This is a genomic window from uncultured Streptococcus sp., assembly GCF_963518475.1.
Lineage (GTDB): Bacteria > Bacillota > Bacilli > Lactobacillales > Streptococcaceae > Streptococcus.
Genome location: NZ_CAUQJA010000013.1, coordinates 1 through 20,720 on the forward strand (window position 1 = coordinate 1; position 20,720 = coordinate 20,720).

Consider the following 20,720-nt stretch of genomic DNA (forward strand, 5'->3'; position numbering starts at 1 on the left):
AGATTTGAGTCATTCCCACTTTTTTCCCTAAGATTCCTTTTGTCATGAGAAAATAGTTCCTTTTCTATATTTTTTATTCAAAAAGTTTTTAACGAGCGTTTTTTATGCTCAAGGTATCAAGCTTTAGATTAAAGTTTGATTTCTACGTTTACACCACTTGGAAGATCCAATTTCATCAAAGCATCAACTGTTTTTTGAGTTGGGTTGATGATGTCGATCAAACGTTTGTGTGTACGCATTTCAAATTGTTCGCGAGAATCTTTGTATTTGTGAGTCGCACGAATGATTGTGTAGAGGCTACGTTCAGTTGGAAGTGGGATTGGACCCGCAACTTGTGCACCTGTACGAGTAGCTGATTCTACGATTTTTGCAGCCGCTGTGTCAAGCGTACGGTGTTCGTAAGCTTTCAAACGGATACGGATTTTTTTGTTTGCCATCTTTTTCTCCTTTTCGTCTATTTAAGATAATAGGCTAGCTCCACAAGAAAACCGACGCGGCGTTGCGTGGCAATGCAACCGAGCGTGTCGCAACCTCTTGCATCAAAGCTAAGGCTGTAATTTACAGCACCATAATAGAATAACACAAAGCCCCTGCGATTGCAAGGGATTTGTTGCTGTTTTTTAAAATTTTTAACATGAAAATGTTTTCTTTTTTGACAGGTCATTTATTTAAGTATTTTATAGAAGAAAGTTAGTCTCTCTTCACCTGTTCATAGCTTTCTTTCCCGTCATTAAGCTTGTCCCAAATCACTACTTGCCCACTTTGGAGCGATTTTTGCACATCGATGATGCGTTGATTGGACGAACCTCGAAACTGGAGCATGAGATTTCTCTTAGTTCGATCGTATCGTCCATCGACAAGAATGTCAATCAATGATAAGAGTTCCAGTTTATCTGGAGTTTCCAACATCATTTCTTCCCATGTATAGCCCGTCCAGGACCAGATGTCTTTATCTGGCAATTCCTTTCGGATGCGTTTAACGAGAGGCAAGAGAATGCCCGTATTGAGAAAAGGCTCTCCTCCTAGCAAAGTCAAGCCTTGAACATAGGGCTGAGCAAGGTCTGCCATAATCTGTTCTTCTAACTCTGCAGTGTATGGAATGCCAGCATTAAAAGACCAAGTCGCAACATTATAACACCCCTCGCAATGAAACATGCAACCTGATACATAGAGAGAGTTACGCACGCCTTCTCCATCTACAAAGTTAAAGGCCTTGTAGTCAATGATACGGCCTTGACTAAGTTCCTCGCTTTTCCATTCTTGTGGTTTTGGATTATTCATTCGCTACCTCTATCCAATAACGCTCGACTCCATTACGAACATCCTCAATGAGACCTCCATTTGCTAGAATGACTGCTCTACTAGCATGATTATTCACGCTACAGGTCACAAGAGCTTTCTTGATGTTCTTGTCCTTAGCAACTTGCAAACCCTGACTGAGAGTTTCTTTAGCATAACCTTTGCCTCTTTCAGACGGTCGGATGGAGTAGCCAATGTGGCCAGCATAATTCAGTAAACCCTCATTCAGTCTCAATCGCAGATTCAAAAATCCTAGAGCACGACCTACATCATCAAATGATACAAATTGAATAGAAGGAACACGATTTTCAGGCAAGTTTATTCCCATCTCTTTTTGCATATTTGTTTCCAACCAGTCTTCATAGGAAAAATTCTCTGTATCCCAGAAACCACCGTCGTGAGGCGACTGATATTTTTCAAATTCCTCCATCATATCTATAACAGCCTTCTTATCTGCTAATCTTGGTCTGCGTAGTTCCATCCTTACCTCCCACTAAGAGAAAAGCGAGAGTTGACTCTCACTTTTATTTTTTCTTATTCTTGTTTAAAAATTGTTCTCTGAGGTTGAGCAAGCGTTCTTTCTTACCAGCTCCACCTTTAGAGTGTTTCTCGTGATAACGGATCACTTGTGCGCGCCCTTTATCATCTAATTGATATTTTCCCATTTCATTTCTTTCTAATTTGTTACTTGATGGCCAGTTATTTTAATCGTTGAACCATTCATGTGTTTGACACGCGCAGCGATTTCCTTGTGACGGCCGTTGACCATAGGTCTTGCTTGAGGATTACCTAGGTAGCCACAAGTTCGTTTGACCACATCCACCGTTTTAGGGTCGCTATTGCCACAGTTTGGACAAGCAAATCCTCTCTCAGTTGGTTCAAAATCCCCCTCAAAGTCACACTTGTAGCAACGGTCAATCGGAGTATTGGTTCCTAGATAGCCCACGCGGTCATAGGCATAGTCCCAGACAGCTTCCAAGGCTTTAGGATTTTGCTGAAGGACTGGATACTCACAATAATGGATAAAACCACCTGACGCACCTGCTTCTGGATAGACTTTCTCAAAGTCTAATTTTTCAAACGGTGTTGGATTTTTACGAACATCGTAGTGGAAAGAGTTGGTGTAGTATTCCTTATCCGTGATATCAGGAATAGAGCCAAACTTCTCTGTATCTAGTCGGCAGAAGCGGTCTGTTAGACTTTCAGACGGTGTTGAGTAGATAGAGAAATGGTAACCATATTGGTCAGACCACTCTTCCACACGGCGTTTCATATCACGAATGATATCCAGCGTGAATTCCTTGGCGTCTGGATTGTGTTCCCAGCTATTTCCAAAGAAGACAGTTGCCACTTCGTATAAACCGATGTAACCCAGCGAAACGGTTGCACGACGATTCTTAAAGAGCTGGTCAACACTTTCTTCTTTACCTAGACGATGGCCAAAAGCACCGTACTGATAGAGGATAGGAGCATTTGCTGGCGTCGCCTCTTTAGTACGTTCGACACGGTAAACCAGAGCATCTTCAGCGATATTCATCCGCTCGTTGAAGATTTCCCAGAACTTGTTCATATCGCCTTCAGACTCGAGGGCAATGCGAGGAAGATTGACCGTCACAACACCTAGATTCATCCGACCTGAATTAACTTCTATGCCATTCTCATCCTTCCATCCTTGGAGGAAAGAGCGACAACCCATAGGTACCTTGAAGGAACCTGTCAAGTCGACAATCTTATCATAGGACAAGACATCCGGATACATCCGTTTGGTTGCGCACTCTAGAGCCAACTGCTTAATGTCGTAGTTGGGAGTTCCTTCCTCTAAGTTGAGGCCTCTTTTAAGCGTAAAGATAAGTTTAGGGAAGATGGCTGTGCGGTGTTCTGAACCAAGCCCCTTGATCCGAATGGTCAAGATAGCTTTTTGAATTTCTCGCTCAAAACGATTAGTTCCTAAACCAAAACCTAGTGAAGTAAAGGGTGTTTGGCCATTTGAAGTGAAGAGAGTATTGATTTCATACTCGAGAGATTGCATGGCATCGTAGATGTCTTTTTGCGTTTTCTTCCAAGCGTAATCTTCCCGTTTTTCAGGCAAAACCCATTCTTCTGCATCTTTGAGATGTTTTTGGTAATTCTTCTCTGCGTAAGGCGCCAAGACTTCATCGATACGGTCAGCTGAACAACCCCCGTACTGGCTAGAAGCAACGTTAGCAATGATTTGGGAAATCTGAGCTGTCGCAGTCTGAATAGACTTGGGACTCTCTACTTCTGCATTCCCAATCTTAAAACCATTTTCCAACATCCCCTTGAAATCAATCAAACAGCAGTTGGTCATAGGGGTGTAGGGGCTATAATCCAAATCATGATAGTGGATATCCCCCTTTTGGTGGGCATTGGCTACGTGCTTAGGGAGCATTTGCAGTCCGATTGATTTCCCAACAATCCCCGCCGTCAAATCACGCTGGGTATTAAAAACATCACTATCTTTATTAGCATTCTCATTGACAACTGCCTGATCTTTATTGAGAAGCTTATGGATACTAAAGTTAATATCTGTCGCTTTTGAGCGCTCAAAATCCCTCTGTGTCCGATAAGTGATATACTCCTCAGCTAGCGCATATTCTTTGGCTTCAAGGAGTTCATGCTCTACAATATTTTGGATTTCATAAATCTTAACTCCCTGCGGAAAGCGACTTTGAATTTCTGTGACAATTCGCTCAGTCAGAGCATTGAGGCGTTTTTCGACTAAGGGTGTCACATCCATAACCTTATCTGCCGCCTTGTGGAGAGCCTTGTCAATCTTATCCACATCAAATACAACACGTCTCCCATCTCGTTTTTCAACGAAGAGAGTTGGCAAAATTGTAATTTTTTCTTCTAGTGCAATCATATACATGCTCGTTTCTAAAATGTTCTTTCTAAAAAGTATTATACCACTCTAAAAAGAAAAATCAATATCTTGTGTTAAAAATCCTAAAATTTTTAAAAATACACAAGATATTGATTTTGTTATTTAATTTTATAGACTTTAAATTCTGAGTAATCAGTCTTCACTTGTTGGTAATTTTCTTTCAAGATTGTTTCTACTTCAGACCAGACTGCCACCTTGTCGTTTACCACAATCACCTTAGGTTGGTTTTCTTTCAAGTCATTGATTAAACTAGTTTTATTCTCTTCTGTACTCGTGTAAAGAAGAGGTGATAGGAACATGGATCCAGCCAAACGCTGGCTTTCTTTATACATCTGAACATGTGAATCCCAAATATAAATTTGGTCTCCCTCACTCGTCTCTTGTTTGACTCTGTCTACTACTTGATGTTGTTCTCTATAAGAAGCTGGATGCAAGACAAAACGAGCTACAAAAGGAATTGCAATCAGATAAACCACCACTAGGATCGGTAAGTAGAGATTCCCTTTCATGAATTTTTTCCATAAAGTAGGAACATCTTCTCTTCTCCGACGACGAGCTCCTCTAGCTGAATGTTTCCCACGAATACTGGTCATCAAAAGAAGGAGTAAAGACGGAAGGATTAGAATCAAACGAGAACCGTGAAGAGGTTCTTGAGAAAAAAGCAACAAGACTAATACAAATAAGAAAGCAAAACTAGCTGGTACTGAAATAACATATAATCTTGATGCCTTTGATTGGAACAATCCTAGAAAAATAAGGAAGAGAGCTCCTAAACCAAAGGTCAACAAACCATAGAATACAACATTATCCATTAGTTGGGGATTGGTAAAGACCTGAAGGGAATCAATCGGATACAAAAGACTCCCTATAGCTTCTCCAAAACCACCTGAAGCAAGAACATAGTATCCTACTGGGTAAAAGATGAGAGAAAAGCCAAGTGCTGCTGCAAAAAACTGATAAACTCCATGAGCAAGGCGACCATGCCCAACATTAAAGACAAATAAACCAATCGTTACTACTGCAGTAAAGAGAAGACTTGTAATAGGCTCTATGAAAAATGATAGACCCAAAAAGAACCCCAGACGTAGAAATCCCTTGTCATGGTTAGGATTTGATAGATAAGCTGCTATGAACGAAAATCCTGCAAACAGAAATGGCAAAGCTAAAATCGTTGCATATCCTCCTCCAAAACCGAGACCAGATACCAAAATATAAAATATGGTTAGGAGTTGCTTGGCTTGTTCCTTTTGTCCCGTCAGATAGTCAGTTGAAGAAAAGAGGAAGTAACCTCCTCCTAAGAGGGCTAGCCATTCTACCAAGGCAAAAAGAATGCCTCCTTGGGTAATATAAAGTAGCAAGTAATAAAGAAGACCGTGACTAGCATAATAGCTACTGTAGAGCTGTCCTCCCTGATGTAAAGCCCACCCTATATACAAATCCTGCGCCTGAGAGGGACTTACCATATCTAAAAGTAAAGGTATCACCACAGAAAAAAACGTTGCAATCGTACTTCCAATGATGAGTCTGAAAAACGGGAAAGCTACCTGTTCTTCTTTTTCTACATGAGATTCAAGGTTCCTATCCAGTCTATTTTCAATTTCATTACTCTGTATCGTTTCGGATACTTCTTCGATTCTGCCATATACAGCCATGTCGTTTCTCCTATTCAATTTATCTGTCTTAGTATATCAAAAAGACCTAAAATTGTCAGCTTGTGATGGGTGTTTGTGTGATTTTTTGCATAGTTTCACAAAGGTTTCAATTTCCCGAAATCGGTGTAAATGCGTCTGTTTAAATGTCAGGATATAATCCAATTCTTTCTGAGTCAGCATTGTTCCTCCTATATCTTCTTATTCGTAAAAGGCAAGAAAAATAGGACTGGGTTGTATCCTAAGTCCTAGATTTCTTATAAGATAGGGGCGAATAACTGGGCAATTTCCTTAATCAATTTTTGATACCAGCTATTTTTTATCGTATGAGGGAAAATTTCTTGCGATGATGAAAAAATCTCCCGAAAATCTTTTTGAATCTCAGCAATTGATTCTGTTTTATATAGCAAGACTGCATTTTCATAGTGGTGAAGCAAACTTCTATAATCTAAGTTAATGGTTCCAACTGCAGCAAAGTCCTTATCCACTAAGATTTGTTTACTGTGGATAAAGCCTGGACTATACTCAAAAATCCTCACTCCTGCTGACAACAAATCCGGATAGGCCCCTCTTGTGATGAGTTGGATTAATTTTTTATCAGGAATGAAAGGAGTCACGATGCGGACATCAACACCCCTCATGGCCGCGTTTTTAATACTCTCTGTTAAATCATAGTCAATGATCAAGTAAGGTGTCGTTATATAAATAGAATCGGTAGCCTGATTAATCAAACTTTGATAAACCTTTTTCCCTACCTGGGTACGGAAGATAGGCTTGGGTCCACTACCGTACGGAATACAGAGTCCTTGGCTAGAACAAGGCTGGTTTTCCAGGTGATACTGATCAAAATCGCTGATTTCCCCACGATTGATGTACCAAGTCATCAAAAAGAGACGGGTTAAAGCCTTGACACCAAGACCATCTAAGCGAATCCCACTGTCCTTCCAGTAGCCAAAGCGTGCTACATGATTGATGTACTCATCAGCTAAGTTAATGCCTCCTGTATAAGCTACCTGACCATCTATGACAAGGATTTTACGATGGTCCCGATTGTTGTAAGCCACCGTCAAACGAGGAATCACCTTGTTAAACTTATGGGCTTCAATTCCTCGACTACGAAGCTGAATAGTGTAGTCTCCGGGTAAAGTCGCCATACAGCCGATATCATCATAGAGCATCTTGATCTCTACACCCTGAGCTGCCTTTTGCTCTAGTATATCTAGTATGCTATTCCACATCAGACCTTCTTCGACAATATAGTACTCTAGAAAGATAAATTTCTCAGCTTTCTTGAGGTCTTCCAACATAAGCTGCCACATGCTTTCACCCGAAGAAAAGAATTGTGAATCTGTTCGATCATAGACATCGGCATTGCTATCCATACTTAGCAAAGATTTGATAACTCCGTAAGCCGCCTTATCATCTTCCTTCAATTTCTGGCGGAGAGCTTTACTGTTATCCTCCCGAAAATGCATAGAACCAAGTTTGTCCAACTGCTTGATTTCTTTTTTGGACAATCGCCTTTCACCAAACATCAGATAGAGCAAGGGACCAATGACAGGAACAAAAGTCACCACTAACCACATCACTTTACTATCAGGCGCCATTGAGCGATTGACAATCGCTACGATAGTCGCCATACTCATAAAGATTAAGAGAATAACCCACAGAATAGGAGCCATCCGCCCTAAGTAAAGAAAGAGACCAAAAACAAGAGAAAGTTCAAGCAGCATAATCGAAAGACTAAAGCCATACTTGGACATCAATAATTGAAATTTTCTATATTTCATACATCCCCTTTCTGTTAACCTTCCCCCCTAACCACCTACTTAATAGTTGCTTCCACTAGTATACATCAGTTCACAGCTAGATGGCAACAATTTACTCTTGCTAAAGTTTCAACCATTATGCTTTCATATGCGTATTACATGCGTATTACAGTTTGAGAGCCAACATATTGACCGTCATACCGGCTGCAGTTCCCATAAGATAGATGACATCTCCCTCCTTGACCAGCCCTTTATCTAATGAATAAGCCAAGCCAAACGGTACAGAGACTGACACCATATTTCCATAGTCAGGGACGAGATTGAGATATTTTTCCTCCGTAACACCTAGTTTTTCCATAACCAAAGGAAGAGCACGACTTGCTTGATGGGGAATGATATAGTCCACATCCGACAATGCTAGCTGCGTTTTTTCTTGAAACTCTTCAAACATGACTGGAATTTTACGAGCAGACAAGAGGAGAATTTTCTTACCCTTCATGTCAAACATATAGTTGGTCTTAGTCGCTTCAGAGTACTCTTTTGGTTGAAAAGAGGTCAGACCTCCACGAATTTCCGTATCGTGAGCTCCTTCTGACCAAGTACGTTGGAGGCTAGCAATGATCCCTTTTTCCTGATGGCTTTTTTGGAAAATAAAGGCTACTGCCCCATCACTAAAGAGTTCAAAACTTTCTTTTTGCTTGGGATTAAGCCCTAAACTTCCAACCTCACTGGATACAATCAAGACACGTTTGTATTCACCCGCCTCGATCAAGTGGGACATGGTTGATAGAGCAGAAATAAAGCTGGTACAGGTTGTATTGATATCCATAGCTGGAATTGAAAATCCCTTAGCTACACGCTCATGAATCAATGCTGCTGTACAGGGAATAGGCTGGACTCCAACAGCACTAGCCGAAACCAGACAATCAATATCCTCGATTTTTAAATTTGCTTTTTCAAGTGCACTCTGAATAGCCACTTCTGCTAAATCTAGTTGTGTTTCTTCATTTTCTACTACACGGTAACGTGTTTGATCTTTGAATTGGACAGTATTCTTTGGAAGGCAGACACCGTAACCTACGATTTCTATATGTCTTTTTACTTCTGTCATTATCTGTTTTCCTTTCATAAACGTTGGATACGTTTGAGTTTACGACTTGTATTCCAGTGATAATCTGAAAATTGGATTTCAGGAACTATAAACTGCTTTTGCTGAGCCAAGAGTTGAAACTGTTGTAGAATAGCTGTCTCCACATCCTCATCTCGCCGGCTTAGACCAACTTCCACTAGTTTCTCGGAGTGTTGTTTGACGTGGTAATCTCCTATATTCTCCACAAAGAGGATGCAACGTCTGATAAAGTCTGGATAGATGGTCACCTGTCCCCCATCCAGTCCATCGAAATAGAAGATGTCGTCAGAGCGTCCTTCGACCTTGTCAATTCGTGTATAGCAGGAGCCACACGGACAAGGCTTCGGATTTTCAACCAAGATATCATTGAGCTGGTAGCGATAAACAGGCTGACTACTTCGTTTAAAGTCCGTAATCACTGGATAAAAACGGCGTTCATCCAGATACTGCTTTTCCACAAAGATAATATCTTCGTTGAGATGCAGATTGCCAACTGAGCAAGTGCAAGCTAGGAAGCCTTCGGTTGCCTGATAAACTTGGTCAATAATGGATAGAGAAAAGGCTTCTGCGATGAGTTCCCTATCATTATCTTCCAAGATTTCTGCCACCGAAACGATTTTTTGTGGATGAATAGCTAACTCCCCAGCCTTGAGACGCTTACTCAATTCAATCAACATAGAGGCTGGTGCCACAACAATCGTCGGCTGGTAGGTATTCAGTCGCTCGATATGGTCATCTGTATGTTTAAAAATATCAAAATATTCCAAACGAATAAGTGCCGTATTGATGGTCTGATAGAGTTCATTATCAGCTCTCAGGAAAAAGGCGATTCGGTGTCCAAACAGCTGGCCCTTGGGTAACATCTTAGCTAAGATAGCTGCTGCCCACATACTTCGCTCTTTCTCCGTTGTGATAAAAAGCCCCCGATGTCCAGATGTCCCTGAAGACAGTCCGACTGCCACATCGCCTTTTAGTTCAGTGAAATCACGAGTCTTTTCACTTTCAATAGCCAAGGCCAAGGCTTCATCCCGATCTACCCCTTGGGTGTTAAGCTCGTTGAAACGCTCCATCATAAAAGCCTTGTCCATATGGTCAAAGTCACTAGGAACCCCATTTTTAAAGTAGGGCGACTCTCGCTTTAAAAAGTCCATATAGTTAGCTAATTGCTTTTTCTGATAGTTCTCTACAGCTTCTCGAGATTTGAAGTTATGAAGCCAGCGAGTTTGGATAAAGGTTTTAAGAAAGGTTCCTTTTTTCATATATGATACGTTCTATCCTTTCTACAGGATCATGGCTAACAACTACTTCAATACCATCTCTCAAGACTTCATCCAAAAACTCTGTCCCCTTGATATAGTCTGCCTTATTGTCCTGAACCAAGGAAGGAATCAGGAGCATCTGCTTGGTGTAAGGCAAAAGGTCAATTCCCCAACAGAGGTCTGCTGCGATAAGGAGATTAAAGTCTGGAAGGTACAGACAAGCTTGCCCCCTTGCATGCCCATCAACAGAAGCTACTAGGATACTTCCATCTCCAAAAAGGTCACTAGTCGGACGATAGGGAAAGGTTGAATCTTGCTGGTCAGCTCTGATAATGATTAGATTTTTTTCAAAAGAAGCTGGCAAAAACTCCTTGAAAATCAAGTCTTTCAGTGTCGGTTTCTTGTAAACATCATACACTTCCTGAGTCAAGATAAAAGTTGCATGAGGGAAGAAACTAGCTCCTCCCAAATGATCTGGATGCAGGTGGGATAGGATGATATAATTAATTTCTTCCGGTTTAATTCCCTTAGCTTTCAGCAAATATGAAATCTGGTCCTTCTCCGTCATTTGAACAGGTGTTCCCAAACGATAGAAACCATAACGAATCTGAGTCCTAATATCGTAATGGTAGCCCGTATCATAGAGGAGGTATCCCTTCTCCCTATGTTTGATAAGAAAAACCCCGGCTGGAAAGGTCATCTTTTTATTCTTGATTCCCTTAAATAGCAAACCTGTATAACTCGTGCAATATCCTGCTGGGAAATAATCAATGCTTTCTATAATCTTTGACATACTGTTCAATACCTTCCGAAATACTGATTTGAGGGCGATAGCCCAAGTCTCGCTCCGCCTTGCTGATGTCCAGCGTCTGGCTATACCTCAGCAAATAATAAGTATAACGTGTCAGAGCCGGCTCACCTTTGAGTTTCAAAATCTTATACAGAAACTCTAAACTACTTGCAATAACTGAAAGAAGAGGAGCCGGCACTTTTCTGTATGTTATCGGATAGCCAAGACCTCTCAAGGTTTCTTCTATCAGCTCCTTAAAGGCTCTTGGTTCCCCGTTGGTAATATTATAGACTTCGCCACTAGCTTGAGGAGCCTCTAGAGCCAAGCGAATGGCCAGAGCGACATTTTCCACACAGGTCATGTCCATCAGCTGACGGCCATCCCCTATCAAGGGAATACCAATCTTCTGACTGAGTTTAAGAACCCGAGGTAAAATACTGGTATCCCCAATCCCAAAAAGCCCACGAGGTCGTAAGATAATACTCGGAACATCAGGATAATCCTTAAACAGCTTCTCCGAAGCCAGCTTACTACGAATGTAGTTGTTCAGATTATTTTCCTGAGGCGCATCGCTTTCTTTGATAGCTATCTGATCTCTAGGAGCAGCATAGATGCTAGGCGAGGACACATAAACCAAACGCTGAATACCAGCCTCTCGACAAGCATCCAAAACATACTTGGTCCCTAAGACATTTGTCTGGTAGAAATCTTCCCAAGGTCCCCAGACGGTAGAAAGAGCTCCAGCATGCACAACCATGTCCATACTCTGACAAGCCTGAGTCAGGTCTTCTTGCTTGGTCAAATCTCCCTGGATAAATGCCACAGAGGAGTTCTCTAAAGACTGACCAACCTTGCGATTACGTCCAAAAGCTCGTACCTGATAGCCATGCTGACTGAGCTCTTCAACAACATACTTACCTAAAAAGCCCGTAGCACCTGTTACCAATACTTTCTTCATGTTTTATTTCTCCTTGTCCCCCAAGAGTCGATATATTTCATTCTTGAGGATTTCTGTTGGCTGATAGTCTTGAGCTACACGACTGAGTTTGTTCAAGTCTGACCAGTCATCTCTAGCCAATAGTTCATCAAAAGCGCGTCCAATCACTTCCGTATCCTCTCGTTTAGCAGTCAAGGCAATCCCTGCCTCTAATCCACGAACCGCATAGTCATACTGATCATAGTCATGAGGGAGAATTAAGGCAGGCTTGCCATAGATAATACATTGGTAAAAAATACCCGCACCACCATGATGAATCACATAGTCCATCTGAGGGATATATTCCTTATAGGGAAGATAGGATACCACAGAAACATTGTCCATGAGCTCCTCACATTGGAAGCCTTGTCCACCGAACCCCAGAGTTACAAAGAAGTGACAGTCCGGATGGGCTTTGGCTAATTGTTGTGTCTGGTAGAGGAGGTTGTCTTTGGCCCATGTTAGCTGAGTCCCACAGGATACGAGGACTTTTTTATAACCTGCATAGGGAGACAAATCGAGGGGATAATTCTCTGCCCTCTCAATCGAAGACCCAAAAGGCCCCACCCAAAGGTAGTGCTCTGGAAAACCACTTTTCAGCTCCAACTCTTTCATTCCAATTCCCAAGATGGAATAGGGCGAATAAATAGTTTCTTGATTTTTTTGATTGTAGAGTTTAAAATCATAACGCTTCAAGCGTTCTCTCAATAAAAAGGTTACGATTCGTTTCCCTAAACGAGTCACTTTTCTTCCTAACCATTGCTGAGTAGATTGGAAAGGATTCTTTGGACTGCCCATTCCTCCAAAGAAACAAGGCGGTCCATCTGTCGTTTCAATAGCAAACTGTGTCGCCATGGTTGTTATCCAAGGAATTCCCAACTGTTCCGCTACAAGTCCTCCAGAGAGGGTTATAAAATCCGCAATAACAATATCTGGTCGATTTTTCTGCCACTCTTGCACTAGTTGGTAAGACACCACATCGATCAAATCAAGACTAGCTGACAACTGCCGATAAGCAGAAATAAGATTTAGCTGCCCTTCATTGTTAGCTACACGCTCAAACTCATCTACAGAATTTTCTAAAATGGGAAACACCTGGTATCCCATCTCCTCTGCGACAGCTTTTCGTTGCGGTCCTGTGAATAATCGAATATCATACAAAGGATCCTTCAACAAAGGTGCGAGTAAATTCAGGGTTGGGAAGAGATGTCCACTTAAAGGGAGTACTACCACGTCGATTTTGATTCTCTTCATAAATCTAGCATAACAAATTTTTAAAAAAAGAACTACTCAAAAAGTGTACCACTCCTAAAAGTGGAACTTATATTTAAAGAAAAGGAATGGATCTCGTATATGACCCATTCCTTTATGTGTATGATTTATCTAACTTTTATCGAGTAATACATCAAATATCTTTCATCTTATCGAAATTTTGATAAATAAGCTTTACTTAGATAAAACAATGCGATCAGACGCTTCTCTATCCATATCGTCAATAATCATACGTTGATTAGCAGCATCGAAGCTAACCTGCTTGATTTCTTGATCTCCGTCAGTTTCTACCTGTGTCCATGTACCAGTTGTTCCAGTTACCACTAAAGTGATACGGTCTCCTTCGTCCTGACCGGTATAAGTTCCATCAATATTGGTTGGTTGGGCTGTAACTGTATTTTGTGAAGAACTTGTTGCTGCCTGGTTTGAATTTTCTGCCGAAGATGAAGCAGCAGGTTGTGATTGCTGAGTTTGTTGAGTTTGCGATTGAGCTACTGGTTGTTGAACTTGTTGAGCTCTTTGTGAACAAGCTACTAAGAGACTAAGACTTGCTAGAGAAGCAAGAGAAAGTGTGAATCTTTTTAATTTCATGATGAATTTCCTTTCTGCTACCAATTTACAGAAGTTTTTCCTTCTAAATAGTAGTTTCCCTAGTATAACAAGTTCAAAAAAGGAGGTCAATTTATCTGCTCATGCCCCAGTAGATAGCCCCGTACTTCTGAGATAAAATAGAGAGACCCTGTAACGAACAACAAATCCTGGGCATCTGCTCTTTCTTCAAAATCGCTAAGAAATTCTCGGTAAGAAGGAACTATATCGTAACCTGTTACATCTGTTTCATCCAAAGAACCTTGATAGTCAAAGCCGGTCACCTTGAGTTCCACCTGAGGCAATTTTTCAGTCAGATAAGCCAACATCCCTTGATAATCCTTCCGTTTCAAGGCTCCAAATAGGATTTGAGGACGATATCCTTCCTGCTCTTTTTCTTTAATAAATTCAACCAAGCGAGTCAAGGCAGGGAGGTTATGAGCACCGTCCAAATAAATCTGAAGACGAATACGCTCCAAACGCCCAGCCCAATGGGTCTTCTCCAAAGCCTGTCTTACAACTTGTTCATCAACAGCTTCCTTTCCTTCCCTCATAAAGAGAAGAAAAGTTTGCAACGCCAAAGCCGCATTATCCTGCTGATAGGCTCCTTCCAAGCCTATTTTCAGCTGTGAAATATTTAGTAAAGAACTTGAAAAATCACCATTCAGCATTGAAAAATCCTGACCTGCCTGATAAAGGTCAACAGCTAAAGAGTCTGCTTTTTTCTGACAAACAAGCCTAGTTTCTGAAGGCAACTTAGCAATCACTGCCTTTTTACCAGCCTTAAAAATACCAGCTTTCTGCTCTGCGATTGCTGCTATACTGTCACCCAGAGTCTCCTGATGGTCAAGTCCGATGGAGGTGATGACAGCAATCTCTCCAGTTACCACATTGGTTGTGTCAAGTAAGCCACCAATTCCCACTTCTAGTAGAACCAAATCCACCTCTTGCTCTCTAAAATAAAGAAAAGCAATCAAGGTCAGCAATTCAAAAAAGGACAACTGATCATGGGTTTGCAGAAGCGTTTTTTCCATCTCCTTTACCTGCTCAGCTAAACGAATAAAGTCTGCATCAGCTATTGGTTGCCCGTTAATGCAAATTCGATCATTGATAGAGACGATATGGGGGGAGGTGAAAGTCGCAACTTTTTTACCATGCTCCATAAATAACTCCTTCATAAAAGCAATGGTAGAACCTTTTCCATTAGTTCCTGTTACGTGGATAATAGGATAAGACTTCTCGGGATTCCCCAACAAATCCACCGCTTGTTGCATTCGGCTCAAACCTGATCGAAAATTCAAACCAATCCGACTATGGAGCCATTCTTCTACTTCAAACATATACATCTCCTTAATTACAGGTTCAATCAACTACCTCAATAAAGTCTCATAACTAACAAAAACGAGGTCAGGATTTTCGTCCCGACCTCTTACCTGGTTAGCTAATCACTAGCAACTATGAATATTAACTTGAGCTAAAAACATCCACTGGATGTTCCAACTCTTCCAATTTCTGGGAGTTGGGCTGATACAGTCTCCCAGACTTACTGACGGTTTTTATTTTTAGCGTCAGGCTAAAAACGTCCCCCGGACGTTTTTACTCCTCCATAAAACTATTGAAGACTTCTTCAATCATGTTCCATTCGTCTTCTGAGTCTTCTGGGATTGGTTGCAATTCGCCTTCTGTTCCATCTTCGTTTTCGATGAATGAGTAAGCTTGGATTTCAACTTGTCCGTCTTCGTCTTCTTCTGCGTTAACTGGTACTAGAAGAACATAGTTTTTACCAAATTCTTCTTTTCCGTCAATGGTCAAAAGGATTTCAAACAAAGTTTCATTTCCTTGCTCATCTACTAGTGTAATTAATTCACGTTCTTCGTGGTCGTGGTTATGATCGTGTGACATAGCCTCTCCTTTGTATTAAAATTTTCTATCTAAATAATTTTGTAAAATCAGCTGAGCTGCTAACTTATCAATGACTTTCTTGCGCTTGTTACGGCTAATATCTGCTTGCTCAATCAACATGCGCTCTGCGGCGACTGTTGTCAAGCGTTCATCTTGATAGTCTACTGGTAAATCAAAAAGCTCTTCTAACTTTGCTCCGTAGGCTTGACTAGCTTCCACACGCGGTCCACTTGTATTGTTCATGTTTTTAGGCAAGCCCACTACAAATCGTTCCACCTTGTAAGTATCAACCAACTCTTTAACGCGGTCAAAACCAAATTGACCTTGCTCCTCATTGATTTGGATGATTTCAAGTCCTTGAGCTGTAAAACCAAGCGGATCGCTAATAGCCACCCCTACCGTTTTTGAACCGACGTCCAATCCCATAATTCTCATAGGTTATAGATCGACTCCTTGTCCTTTAAGGTAGTAGCGGACCAATTCCTCAACGATTTCATCACGCTCATACTTACGGATTTGATTTCGTGCATTATTATAACGAGGAACGTAGGCAGGGTCTCCACTCAATACGTAACCTACGATTTGGTTGATTGGGTTGTAGCCCTTATCGTTCAACGAAGCATAAACATCAGTCAGAGTTTCGCTAATTTCTTTTTTATTGGAATCGTCCAATTTAAAACGTACTGTTTCTTCAGTAAATCCCATTCTAACACCCTCTTTCCTTAGAATAGTACCATTATAGCATAATTCCTTACGTTCTACAATTCAGGCAGTCTATTTATTTGGATTTTCTATTGTTCTGTCGCGCCATTTGCCAATCTGTCTGAAATATATTTGCTTGGTTCATTCTTCAAGAGATTTTCTAAACCAATGTTCTTCAAATATTCTAACTGAGAAGCCTTCTTGACATCCAAAACTTGAAAATCAAAACTAGTCGTTGTTTGAAGTTCGGTTGCACTCAATAGTTTAGTTTCAAGCTTAAATCCTGCTAATTTACGAGCTTCTATGATAGCCTCATCCTTCTCCTCTGCCTCCAGAAGAGCTTTTTGAGTTTCTTCCACTCCATGTTGGTCGATATAAGTCTTCAACTCATCAGAAACTGGACGTTTTTGTTGAATCGTTAAGCTCAAAAAAGTCTTGTCCTTGTATGTAATGGTTTGGGTTTGCTGGCTGCCATCATCTGACTTGGGCAAGACCAAAGTCTTAGTGACAACTGTATTCTTCTCAGCATTTTCAATAACTGGCAATGCCGACTGAAGCGTATCCTTTTCTGTTTTTGTAGCTGGTCCAGTTTCTTTTTTCTGTCCACAACCAACTAGAACAAAAAGGAAAGCTAGACTAACAAGAACAATTTTTTTCATTTCTTTCTTCTTTCTTTTTCTTTTTAAGATTAATACTCAATGAAAATCAAGGAGCAAACTAGGAAACTAGCCGCAGGTTGCTCAAAGCACAGCTTTGAGGTTGTGGATAAAACTGACGAAGTCAGCTCAAAACACTGTTTTGAGGTTGTGGATAGAACTGACGAAGTCAGTAACCATACATACGGCAAGGCGACGTTGACGCGGTTTGAAGAGATTTTTGAAGAGTATAAAATAGAATAAGACTGGGAATTGCTCCCAGCCTTGATGTTTATAGAGCTGCACGCAAACGTGCTTCTGCATTTTCTACATTACGGACAGAGCGTGGTAGGAAGGCACGAATATCGTCTTCCTTGTAGCCAACTTGCAGGCGTTTTTCATCCACAAGGATTGGGCTCTTTAAAATTCTCGGTGTTTCCATAATCAGATTGAGGACTTCATTGACACTCAAATCTTCGATATCCACTCCAAGGGCTTTGGCATAGCGATTTTTAGACGAAACGATGCTGGCTATTCCGTTATCTGTTTTTGTCAGAATATCCAGTAATTCTTCTCTCGTAATTCCTTCTTTACCAAGGTTTTGTTCTTTATAACTTAACTGGTGGGCATTGAGCCAGGTTTTTGCTTTTTTACAGCTAGTACAACTTGAGACTGTATAAATTTTAATCATGTACCTACCCCTTTCGCTACATGTTACTATCAGTTTAGTCTATTATACCATAAAAAACATCCGACTTGCGACCTATTTTTAAATTTTTTTGACTTTTTTCGTCATTTTCGTACTTTTTTCTTGACAAAATGAAATTTACAGCCATTCTTTATATTTCTTGATATAGATTTTTTTCACAATTGTCACGCTAATCATATACAAAATAATGATGAAAAGTAAAAAGATGAAATAAATCGATTTTAAAGGAGTTAGATGAAGAAGGCTTGCGAGAGGACTGTAGGGAAGGAAGGTCACAAAGGCTGCAGCCAATAAAGTTGTCACAAGGACTAGCCAAGCTGGACGACTTTGTAAAAAGGGAATTTTGGCTGAACGCAACATATGGATAACCATAGTTTGTGACCACATAGACTCGATAAACCAACCTGTCTGAAACAAGACAATAAAGCCTACGGCCGAATCTGCTCCATGAACATAGGCATGACCTGTCGTCATGGGTACAATGATAAAATAAAGTAAAATGAAGGTCAAAATATCAAAGGCAGAAGAAATAGGCCCCATCCAAACCATGAAACGTGTGATGGACTTGGCTTCCCAGGTATGTGGATTTCTCAAAAAATCTTTATCCACCTTGTCAAAAGGCAAGGCAATACAAGACAAATCATAGACTAGATTTAGGATAATCAAATGGACTGGTGCCATTGGTAAAAATGGTAAAAAGATTCCAGAGACCAATAGGGATAAGATATTTCCAAAATTAGAACTCACTGTCATCTTGATATATTTGGTCATATTGGCATAGACCTTACGACCTTCAACAAGTCCTTTTTCAAGCACCATGAGATCCTTATCAAGTAAGATAACATCAGCTGTTTCTTTGGCAATATCTACTGCTGTATCAACAGAAATTCCCACATCTGCTACTTTCATAGAAGGGGCATCATTGATTCCATCTCCCATATAGCCGACCGCATGACCATTAGCCTTAAATTGTAAAATAATCCTTGCTTTTTGGTCAGGAGAAAGTTTGGCAAAAACTGTTACCTCCTCTACGGCTTGAGACAATTCTTGATCACTCATCTGATCAATTTCAGACCCCAACAGCATCTGATTAATATCCAAACCAACCTTTTCACAGACTGCTTGGGTAACTTTTTCGTTGTCTCCCGTCAAAATCTTTGTTTGAACCCCATGTTCTAACAAAGCCTTAATTGCTGGTGCAGCAGATGGTTTAGGAGGATCTAGGAAGGCTAAATAACCAGTTAGAATCATATCCCCTTCATCATCAACTGTATAGGCATGACCTTCCCTCAAACCTGACTTATAGGCCACTCCCAAGACACGCAAACCTTGTTGATTTAGTTGTCTGACTTCTGCTAAAATTTCTTCTCTAATAACATCTGTCAAGGGAGTAATCACTCCATGGTATTCCGCATGACTGGAAATCGTCAACATTTCCTCTAGGGCACCCTTGGTTACCAAACTAACCACTTCGTTCTCATCCTTGACGATGACACTCATCCGTCTGCGTTCAAAATCAAAGGGAAGCTCATCTATTTTTTGAAAAGTTTGAGCCAGATTTTGTAAGAGGGTGTGTTCTTTGGCTTCCTTTTCAGTCCGTTTGATGATGGCTCTGTCCATCAAATTTTTCAAGCCCGTTTGAAAATAAGAATTGAGATAAGCTCGTCTCAAGACGGTCAAATCCAAGCGTCCGTGGATGTCCAAGGGATATTCAAGGACAATTTCGTCTTGGGTTAGAGTTCCTGTCTTATCTGTACACAAAATATCAATCGCCCCTAAGTCCTGTATGGCATTGAGTTTCTTGATAACCACTTTTTCCTTGGCCATAATGATGGAGCCCTTTGCTAGACTGGCCGTGATAATCATAGGAAGCATCTCAGGTGTCAATCCAACACCAACACTCAAAGCAAATACGCCAGCTTCCAACCAGTCGCCATCTGTTAAACCATTGGACAAGAAAACGATGGGCACCATGACCAGCATCAAACGAATCAAGAGCCACGAAATACTATTCATCTCCCGCTCAAACGAAGTAGGCTCGTCATAGGTGTTCAAAGTCTGCTCAATGGCCCCCATCATGGTATCATCACCAACTGCTAAAACCACGGCCTTGGCACTACCAGACAAGACATTGGTTCCCATAAAGGCGAGCGCTTCTGCTTCTAGCAGACTATCAAATTGTTGAACTGTTGCCTTGGTCAAGGCCAATTTTTCAACCGATTCACTTTCACCTGTCAAACCCGACTGTTGTACAAAGAAATCGCGCGACTCAAATAAAAGAAGATCTGCTGGAATCATGTCTCCAGCGCTTAATTTAACCACGTCACCCACTACCAAATCATCGATAGGTACTTCTTGGATTTCTCCTTGACGAATGACAGTCGCTGTGTTGACAATCATTTTTGATAGATTGGTCGCAGCCTTATCACTACGGAGTTCTTGAACAAAGCGTATGCCACCAGAAATGAGGACTAGGACAACGATGATAATAGAAGTCGTCGGATCCTCTTGACCTGGTTTTGCCAACCAGACATTGGTCACCAAGGAAATCACGGCGATGACCAGTAAGATGATCGTAAAAGGATTGATAATCGATTCGTAAATCTTTTTGAGGATACTGTCTTCTTGACCCTTTGTGATGGTATTTTCGCCATATAGGTCACGATTTTTCTCCACCTGCTCCTCAGTCAAGCCTGTTAGGCTTGTCTTATAAAAAGATAGAGTTTCGTTTAAAGATGTATGAATAGCTGTTGCTAATCTTTCTTTTGTAGTTTTCATTTGTTTCTCCTATCTGTATGAATGATGTGTTTCATACACAGAGACCAATCACTTTATAAGGGCAGAACGACACAAATCAGCGATTGGCTGTGTATGTGCGGTTCCGGATGATCGTCAATTTGCATCGTTTATCTCCTTTCTTTGATTTAAACAGTAGAAAATCCCACCATAAAATGGCAGGATTAAAAAACTAATTATCTGTTTTTCGTTCAAGCTTTAACTCCATAGGGCAATGTAATGAGCTTAGTCTTGGCCTTCGCGACCAGGACTGTTGACCAACGAGTAGTGTCTCCACTGCTTTGCGGTAGTCATCCGTATCCCTATGGTAGCCTCACCTACCGTTTTCGTCTTTCAGTAT

At 41.0% G+C, this 20,720-nt stretch carries 21 protein-coding genes and 1 riboswitch; of the genes, 1 reads left to right on the forward strand and 20 read right to left on the reverse strand.

What is annotated here, in order from left to right; genetic code table 11:
• Positions 1-128 precede the first annotated feature (128 nt).
• The 18 genes from rpsJ to RYK12_RS06505 form a co-directional block, all read right to left on the reverse strand.
• The gene (rpsJ, locus tag RYK12_RS06420) at positions 129-437 is read right to left on the reverse strand and encodes a 30S ribosomal protein S10 (protein WP_003009585.1); all 309 of its coding nucleotides are present in this window, start codon (positions 435-437) and stop codon (positions 129-131) included.
• A 253-nt stretch (positions 438-690) separates the two neighbouring features.
• Positions 691-1,281, reverse strand: coding sequence for an anaerobic ribonucleoside-triphosphate reductase activating protein (gene nrdG / locus RYK12_RS06425; RefSeq protein ID WP_261058648.1), 591 nt, complete (start codon positions 1,279-1,281; stop codon positions 691-693).
• Positions 1,274-1,780, reverse strand: coding sequence for a GNAT family N-acetyltransferase (locus RYK12_RS06430; protein ID WP_261058649.1), 507 nt, complete (start codon positions 1,778-1,780; stop codon positions 1,274-1,276). Before RYK12_RS06430 ends, nrdG begins: the two co-directional genes overlap by 8 nt.
• A gap of 43 nt (positions 1,781-1,823) precedes the next feature.
• Positions 1,824-1,964: a hypothetical protein gene (locus tag RYK12_RS06435; RefSeq protein ID WP_314847860.1), complete on the reverse strand. Its 141-nt coding sequence runs from the start codon at positions 1,962-1,964 to the stop codon at positions 1,824-1,826.
• An 11-nt stretch (positions 1,965-1,975) separates the two neighbouring features.
• Positions 1,976-4,183, reverse strand: coding sequence for an anaerobic ribonucleoside-triphosphate reductase (gene nrdD / locus RYK12_RS06440; RefSeq protein WP_314847863.1), 2,208 nt, complete (start codon positions 4,181-4,183; stop codon positions 1,976-1,978).
• Between the two features lie 119 nt (positions 4,184-4,302).
• Positions 4,303-5,856: a damage-inducible protein CinA gene (locus RYK12_RS06445; protein WP_314847865.1), complete on the reverse strand. Its 1,554-nt coding sequence runs from the start codon at positions 5,854-5,856 to the stop codon at positions 4,303-4,305.
• A gap of 254 nt (positions 5,857-6,110) precedes the next feature.
• Positions 6,111-7,643: a cardiolipin synthase gene (cls, locus tag RYK12_RS06450; protein ID WP_314847867.1), complete on the reverse strand. Its 1,533-nt coding sequence runs from the start codon at positions 7,641-7,643 to the stop codon at positions 6,111-6,113.
• Positions 7,644-7,788: 145 nt separating this feature from the next.
• On the reverse strand, positions 7,789-8,733 hold the full coding sequence (locus RYK12_RS06455; protein ID WP_150922725.1) for a 3-oxoacyl-[acyl-carrier-protein] synthase III C-terminal domain-containing protein: 945 nt from the start codon (positions 8,731-8,733) through the stop codon (positions 7,789-7,791).
• Between the two features lie 14 nt (positions 8,734-8,747).
• On the reverse strand, positions 8,748-10,010 hold the full coding sequence (locus RYK12_RS06460; protein ID WP_314847869.1) for a F390 synthetase-related protein: 1,263 nt from the start codon (positions 10,008-10,010) through the stop codon (positions 8,748-8,750).
• Entirely contained in the window at positions 9,988-10,803 is an 816-nt protein-coding gene (locus tag RYK12_RS06465; protein WP_125392867.1) for an MBL fold metallo-hydrolase, read from the reverse strand. The genes RYK12_RS06460 and RYK12_RS06465 overlap by 23 nt, the downstream gene beginning before the upstream one ends.
• The gene (locus tag RYK12_RS06470; protein WP_314847872.1) at positions 10,778-11,758 is read right to left on the reverse strand and encodes an NAD(P)-dependent oxidoreductase; all 981 of its coding nucleotides are present in this window, start codon (positions 11,756-11,758) and stop codon (positions 10,778-10,780) included. Before RYK12_RS06470 ends, RYK12_RS06465 begins: the two co-directional genes overlap by 26 nt.
• A gap of 3 nt (positions 11,759-11,761) precedes the next feature.
• Positions 11,762-13,030 (reverse strand): glycosyltransferase, encoded by a 1,269-nt coding sequence (locus tag RYK12_RS06475; protein WP_084888285.1) that lies wholly within the window; start codon positions 13,028-13,030, stop codon positions 11,762-11,764.
• 192 nt (positions 13,031-13,222) lie between these two features.
• A complete protein-coding gene (locus RYK12_RS06480) occupies positions 13,223-13,639 on the reverse strand; it encodes an SP_0198 family lipoprotein (protein WP_314847875.1) in 417 nt (138 codons plus the stop codon).
• 86 nt (positions 13,640-13,725) lie between these two features.
• On the reverse strand, positions 13,726-14,976 hold the full coding sequence (locus RYK12_RS06485) for a folylpolyglutamate synthase/dihydrofolate synthase family protein (RefSeq protein ID WP_314847877.1): 1,251 nt from the start codon (positions 14,974-14,976) through the stop codon (positions 13,726-13,728).
• Between the two features lie 256 nt (positions 14,977-15,232).
• Positions 15,233-15,538 (reverse strand): DUF1292 domain-containing protein, encoded by a 306-nt coding sequence (locus RYK12_RS06490; protein ID WP_000017620.1) that lies wholly within the window; start codon positions 15,536-15,538, stop codon positions 15,233-15,235.
• Positions 15,539-15,553: 15 nt separating this feature from the next.
• Positions 15,554-15,973, reverse strand: coding sequence for a Holliday junction resolvase RuvX (ruvX, locus tag RYK12_RS06495; protein ID WP_033628869.1), 420 nt, complete (start codon positions 15,971-15,973; stop codon positions 15,554-15,556).
• A 3-nt stretch (positions 15,974-15,976) separates the two neighbouring features.
• A complete protein-coding gene (locus tag RYK12_RS06500; protein WP_000507059.1) occupies positions 15,977-16,243 on the reverse strand; it encodes an IreB family regulatory phosphoprotein in 267 nt (88 codons plus the stop codon).
• Between the two features lie 86 nt (positions 16,244-16,329).
• On the reverse strand, positions 16,330-16,899 hold the full coding sequence (locus RYK12_RS06505) for an SP0191 family lipoprotein (protein ID WP_000725139.1): 570 nt from the start codon (positions 16,897-16,899) through the stop codon (positions 16,330-16,332).
• 39 nt (positions 16,900-16,938) lie between these two features.
• On the opposite strand from RYK12_RS06505, the gene RYK12_RS06510 reads away from it, so the two are divergent.
• Entirely contained in the window at positions 16,939-17,139 is a 201-nt protein-coding gene (locus RYK12_RS06510; protein ID WP_314847892.1) for a hypothetical protein, read from the forward strand.
• Between the two features lie 28 nt (positions 17,140-17,167).
• Here RYK12_RS06510 and spx read toward each other — a convergent pair whose 3' ends face one another.
• Both spx and mgtA read right to left on the reverse strand, forming a co-directional pair.
• A complete protein-coding gene (gene spx / locus RYK12_RS06515; RefSeq protein WP_000591165.1) occupies positions 17,168-17,566 on the reverse strand; it encodes a transcriptional regulator Spx in 399 nt (132 codons plus the stop codon).
• 135 nt (positions 17,567-17,701) lie between these two features.
• Positions 17,702-20,362 carry a magnesium-translocating P-type ATPase gene (gene mgtA / locus RYK12_RS06520; protein WP_314847902.1) on the reverse strand — a complete coding sequence of 887 codons (2,661 nt, stop codon included), beginning with the start codon at positions 20,360-20,362 and terminating at the stop codon, positions 17,702-17,704.
• Between the two features lie 194 nt (positions 20,363-20,556).
• A riboswitch (M-box (ykoK) riboswitch) is annotated at positions 20,557-20,707 on the reverse strand.
• Positions 20,708-20,720: the final 13 nt, after the last annotated feature.

What these genes read in the sequence shown, in the direction of transcription:
- RYK12_RS06460 (WP_314847869.1), bottom strand. Translation starts at nt 10,010, where the DNA reads ATGAAAAAAGGAACCTTTCTTAAAACCTTTATCCAAACTCGCTGGCTT.
- RYK12_RS06500 (WP_000507059.1), bottom strand. Translation starts at nt 16,243, where the DNA reads ATGGGATTTACTGAAGAAACAGTACGTTTTAAATTGGACGATTCCAAT.
- RYK12_RS06465 (WP_125392867.1), bottom strand. Translation starts at nt 10,803, where the DNA reads ATGTCAAAGATTATAGAAAGCATTGATTATTTCCCAGCAGGATATTGC.
- RYK12_RS06485 (WP_314847877.1), bottom strand. Translation starts at nt 14,976, where the DNA reads ATGTTTGAAGTAGAAGAATGGCTCCATAGTCGGATTGGTTTGAATTTT.
- RYK12_RS06435 (WP_314847860.1), bottom strand. Translation starts at nt 1,964, where the DNA reads ATGGGAAAATATCAATTAGATGATAAAGGGCGCGCACAAGTGATCCGT.
- RYK12_RS06445 (WP_314847865.1), bottom strand. Translation starts at nt 5,856, where the DNA reads ATGGCTGTATATGGCAGAATCGAAGAAGTATCCGAAACGATACAGAGT.
- ruvX (WP_033628869.1), bottom strand. Translation starts at nt 15,973, where the DNA reads ATGAGAATTATGGGATTGGACGTCGGTTCAAAAACGGTAGGGGTGGCT.
- nrdD (WP_314847863.1), bottom strand. Translation starts at nt 4,183, where the DNA reads ATGATTGCACTAGAAGAAAAAATTACAATTTTGCCAACTCTCTTCGTT.
- spx (WP_000591165.1), bottom strand. Translation starts at nt 17,566, where the DNA reads ATGATTAAAATTTATACAGTCTCAAGTTGTACTAGCTGTAAAAAAGCA.
- rpsJ (WP_003009585.1), bottom strand. Translation starts at nt 437, where the DNA reads ATGGCAAACAAAAAAATCCGTATCCGTTTGAAAGCTTACGAACACCGT.
- RYK12_RS06510 (WP_314847892.1), top strand. Translation starts at nt 16,939, where the DNA reads ATGAAAATCAAGGAGCAAACTAGGAAACTAGCCGCAGGTTGCTCAAAG.
- RYK12_RS06480 (WP_314847875.1), bottom strand. Translation starts at nt 13,639, where the DNA reads ATGAAATTAAAAAGATTCACACTTTCTCTTGCTTCTCTAGCAAGTCTT.
- cls (WP_314847867.1), bottom strand. Translation starts at nt 7,643, where the DNA reads ATGAAATATAGAAAATTTCAATTATTGATGTCCAAGTATGGCTTTAGT.
- nrdG (WP_261058648.1), bottom strand. Translation starts at nt 1,281, where the DNA reads ATGAATAATCCAAAACCACAAGAATGGAAAAGCGAGGAACTTAGTCAA.
- RYK12_RS06475 (WP_084888285.1), bottom strand. Translation starts at nt 13,030, where the DNA reads ATGAAGAGAATCAAAATCGACGTGGTAGTACTCCCTTTAAGTGGACAT.
- RYK12_RS06490 (WP_000017620.1), bottom strand. Translation starts at nt 15,538, where the DNA reads ATGTCACACGATCATAACCACGACCACGAAGAACGTGAATTAATTACA.
- RYK12_RS06470 (WP_314847872.1), bottom strand. Translation starts at nt 11,758, where the DNA reads ATGAAGAAAGTATTGGTAACAGGTGCTACGGGCTTTTTAGGTAAGTAT.
- RYK12_RS06455 (WP_150922725.1), bottom strand. Translation starts at nt 8,733, where the DNA reads ATGACAGAAGTAAAAAGACATATAGAAATCGTAGGTTACGGTGTCTGC.
- RYK12_RS06430 (WP_261058649.1), bottom strand. Translation starts at nt 1,780, where the DNA reads ATGGAACTACGCAGACCAAGATTAGCAGATAAGAAGGCTGTTATAGAT.
- RYK12_RS06505 (WP_000725139.1), bottom strand. Translation starts at nt 16,899, where the DNA reads ATGAAAAAAATTGTTCTTGTTAGTCTAGCTTTCCTTTTTGTTCTAGTT.
- mgtA (WP_314847902.1), bottom strand. Translation starts at nt 20,362, where the DNA reads ATGAAAACTACAAAAGAAAGATTAGCAACAGCTATTCATACATCTTTA.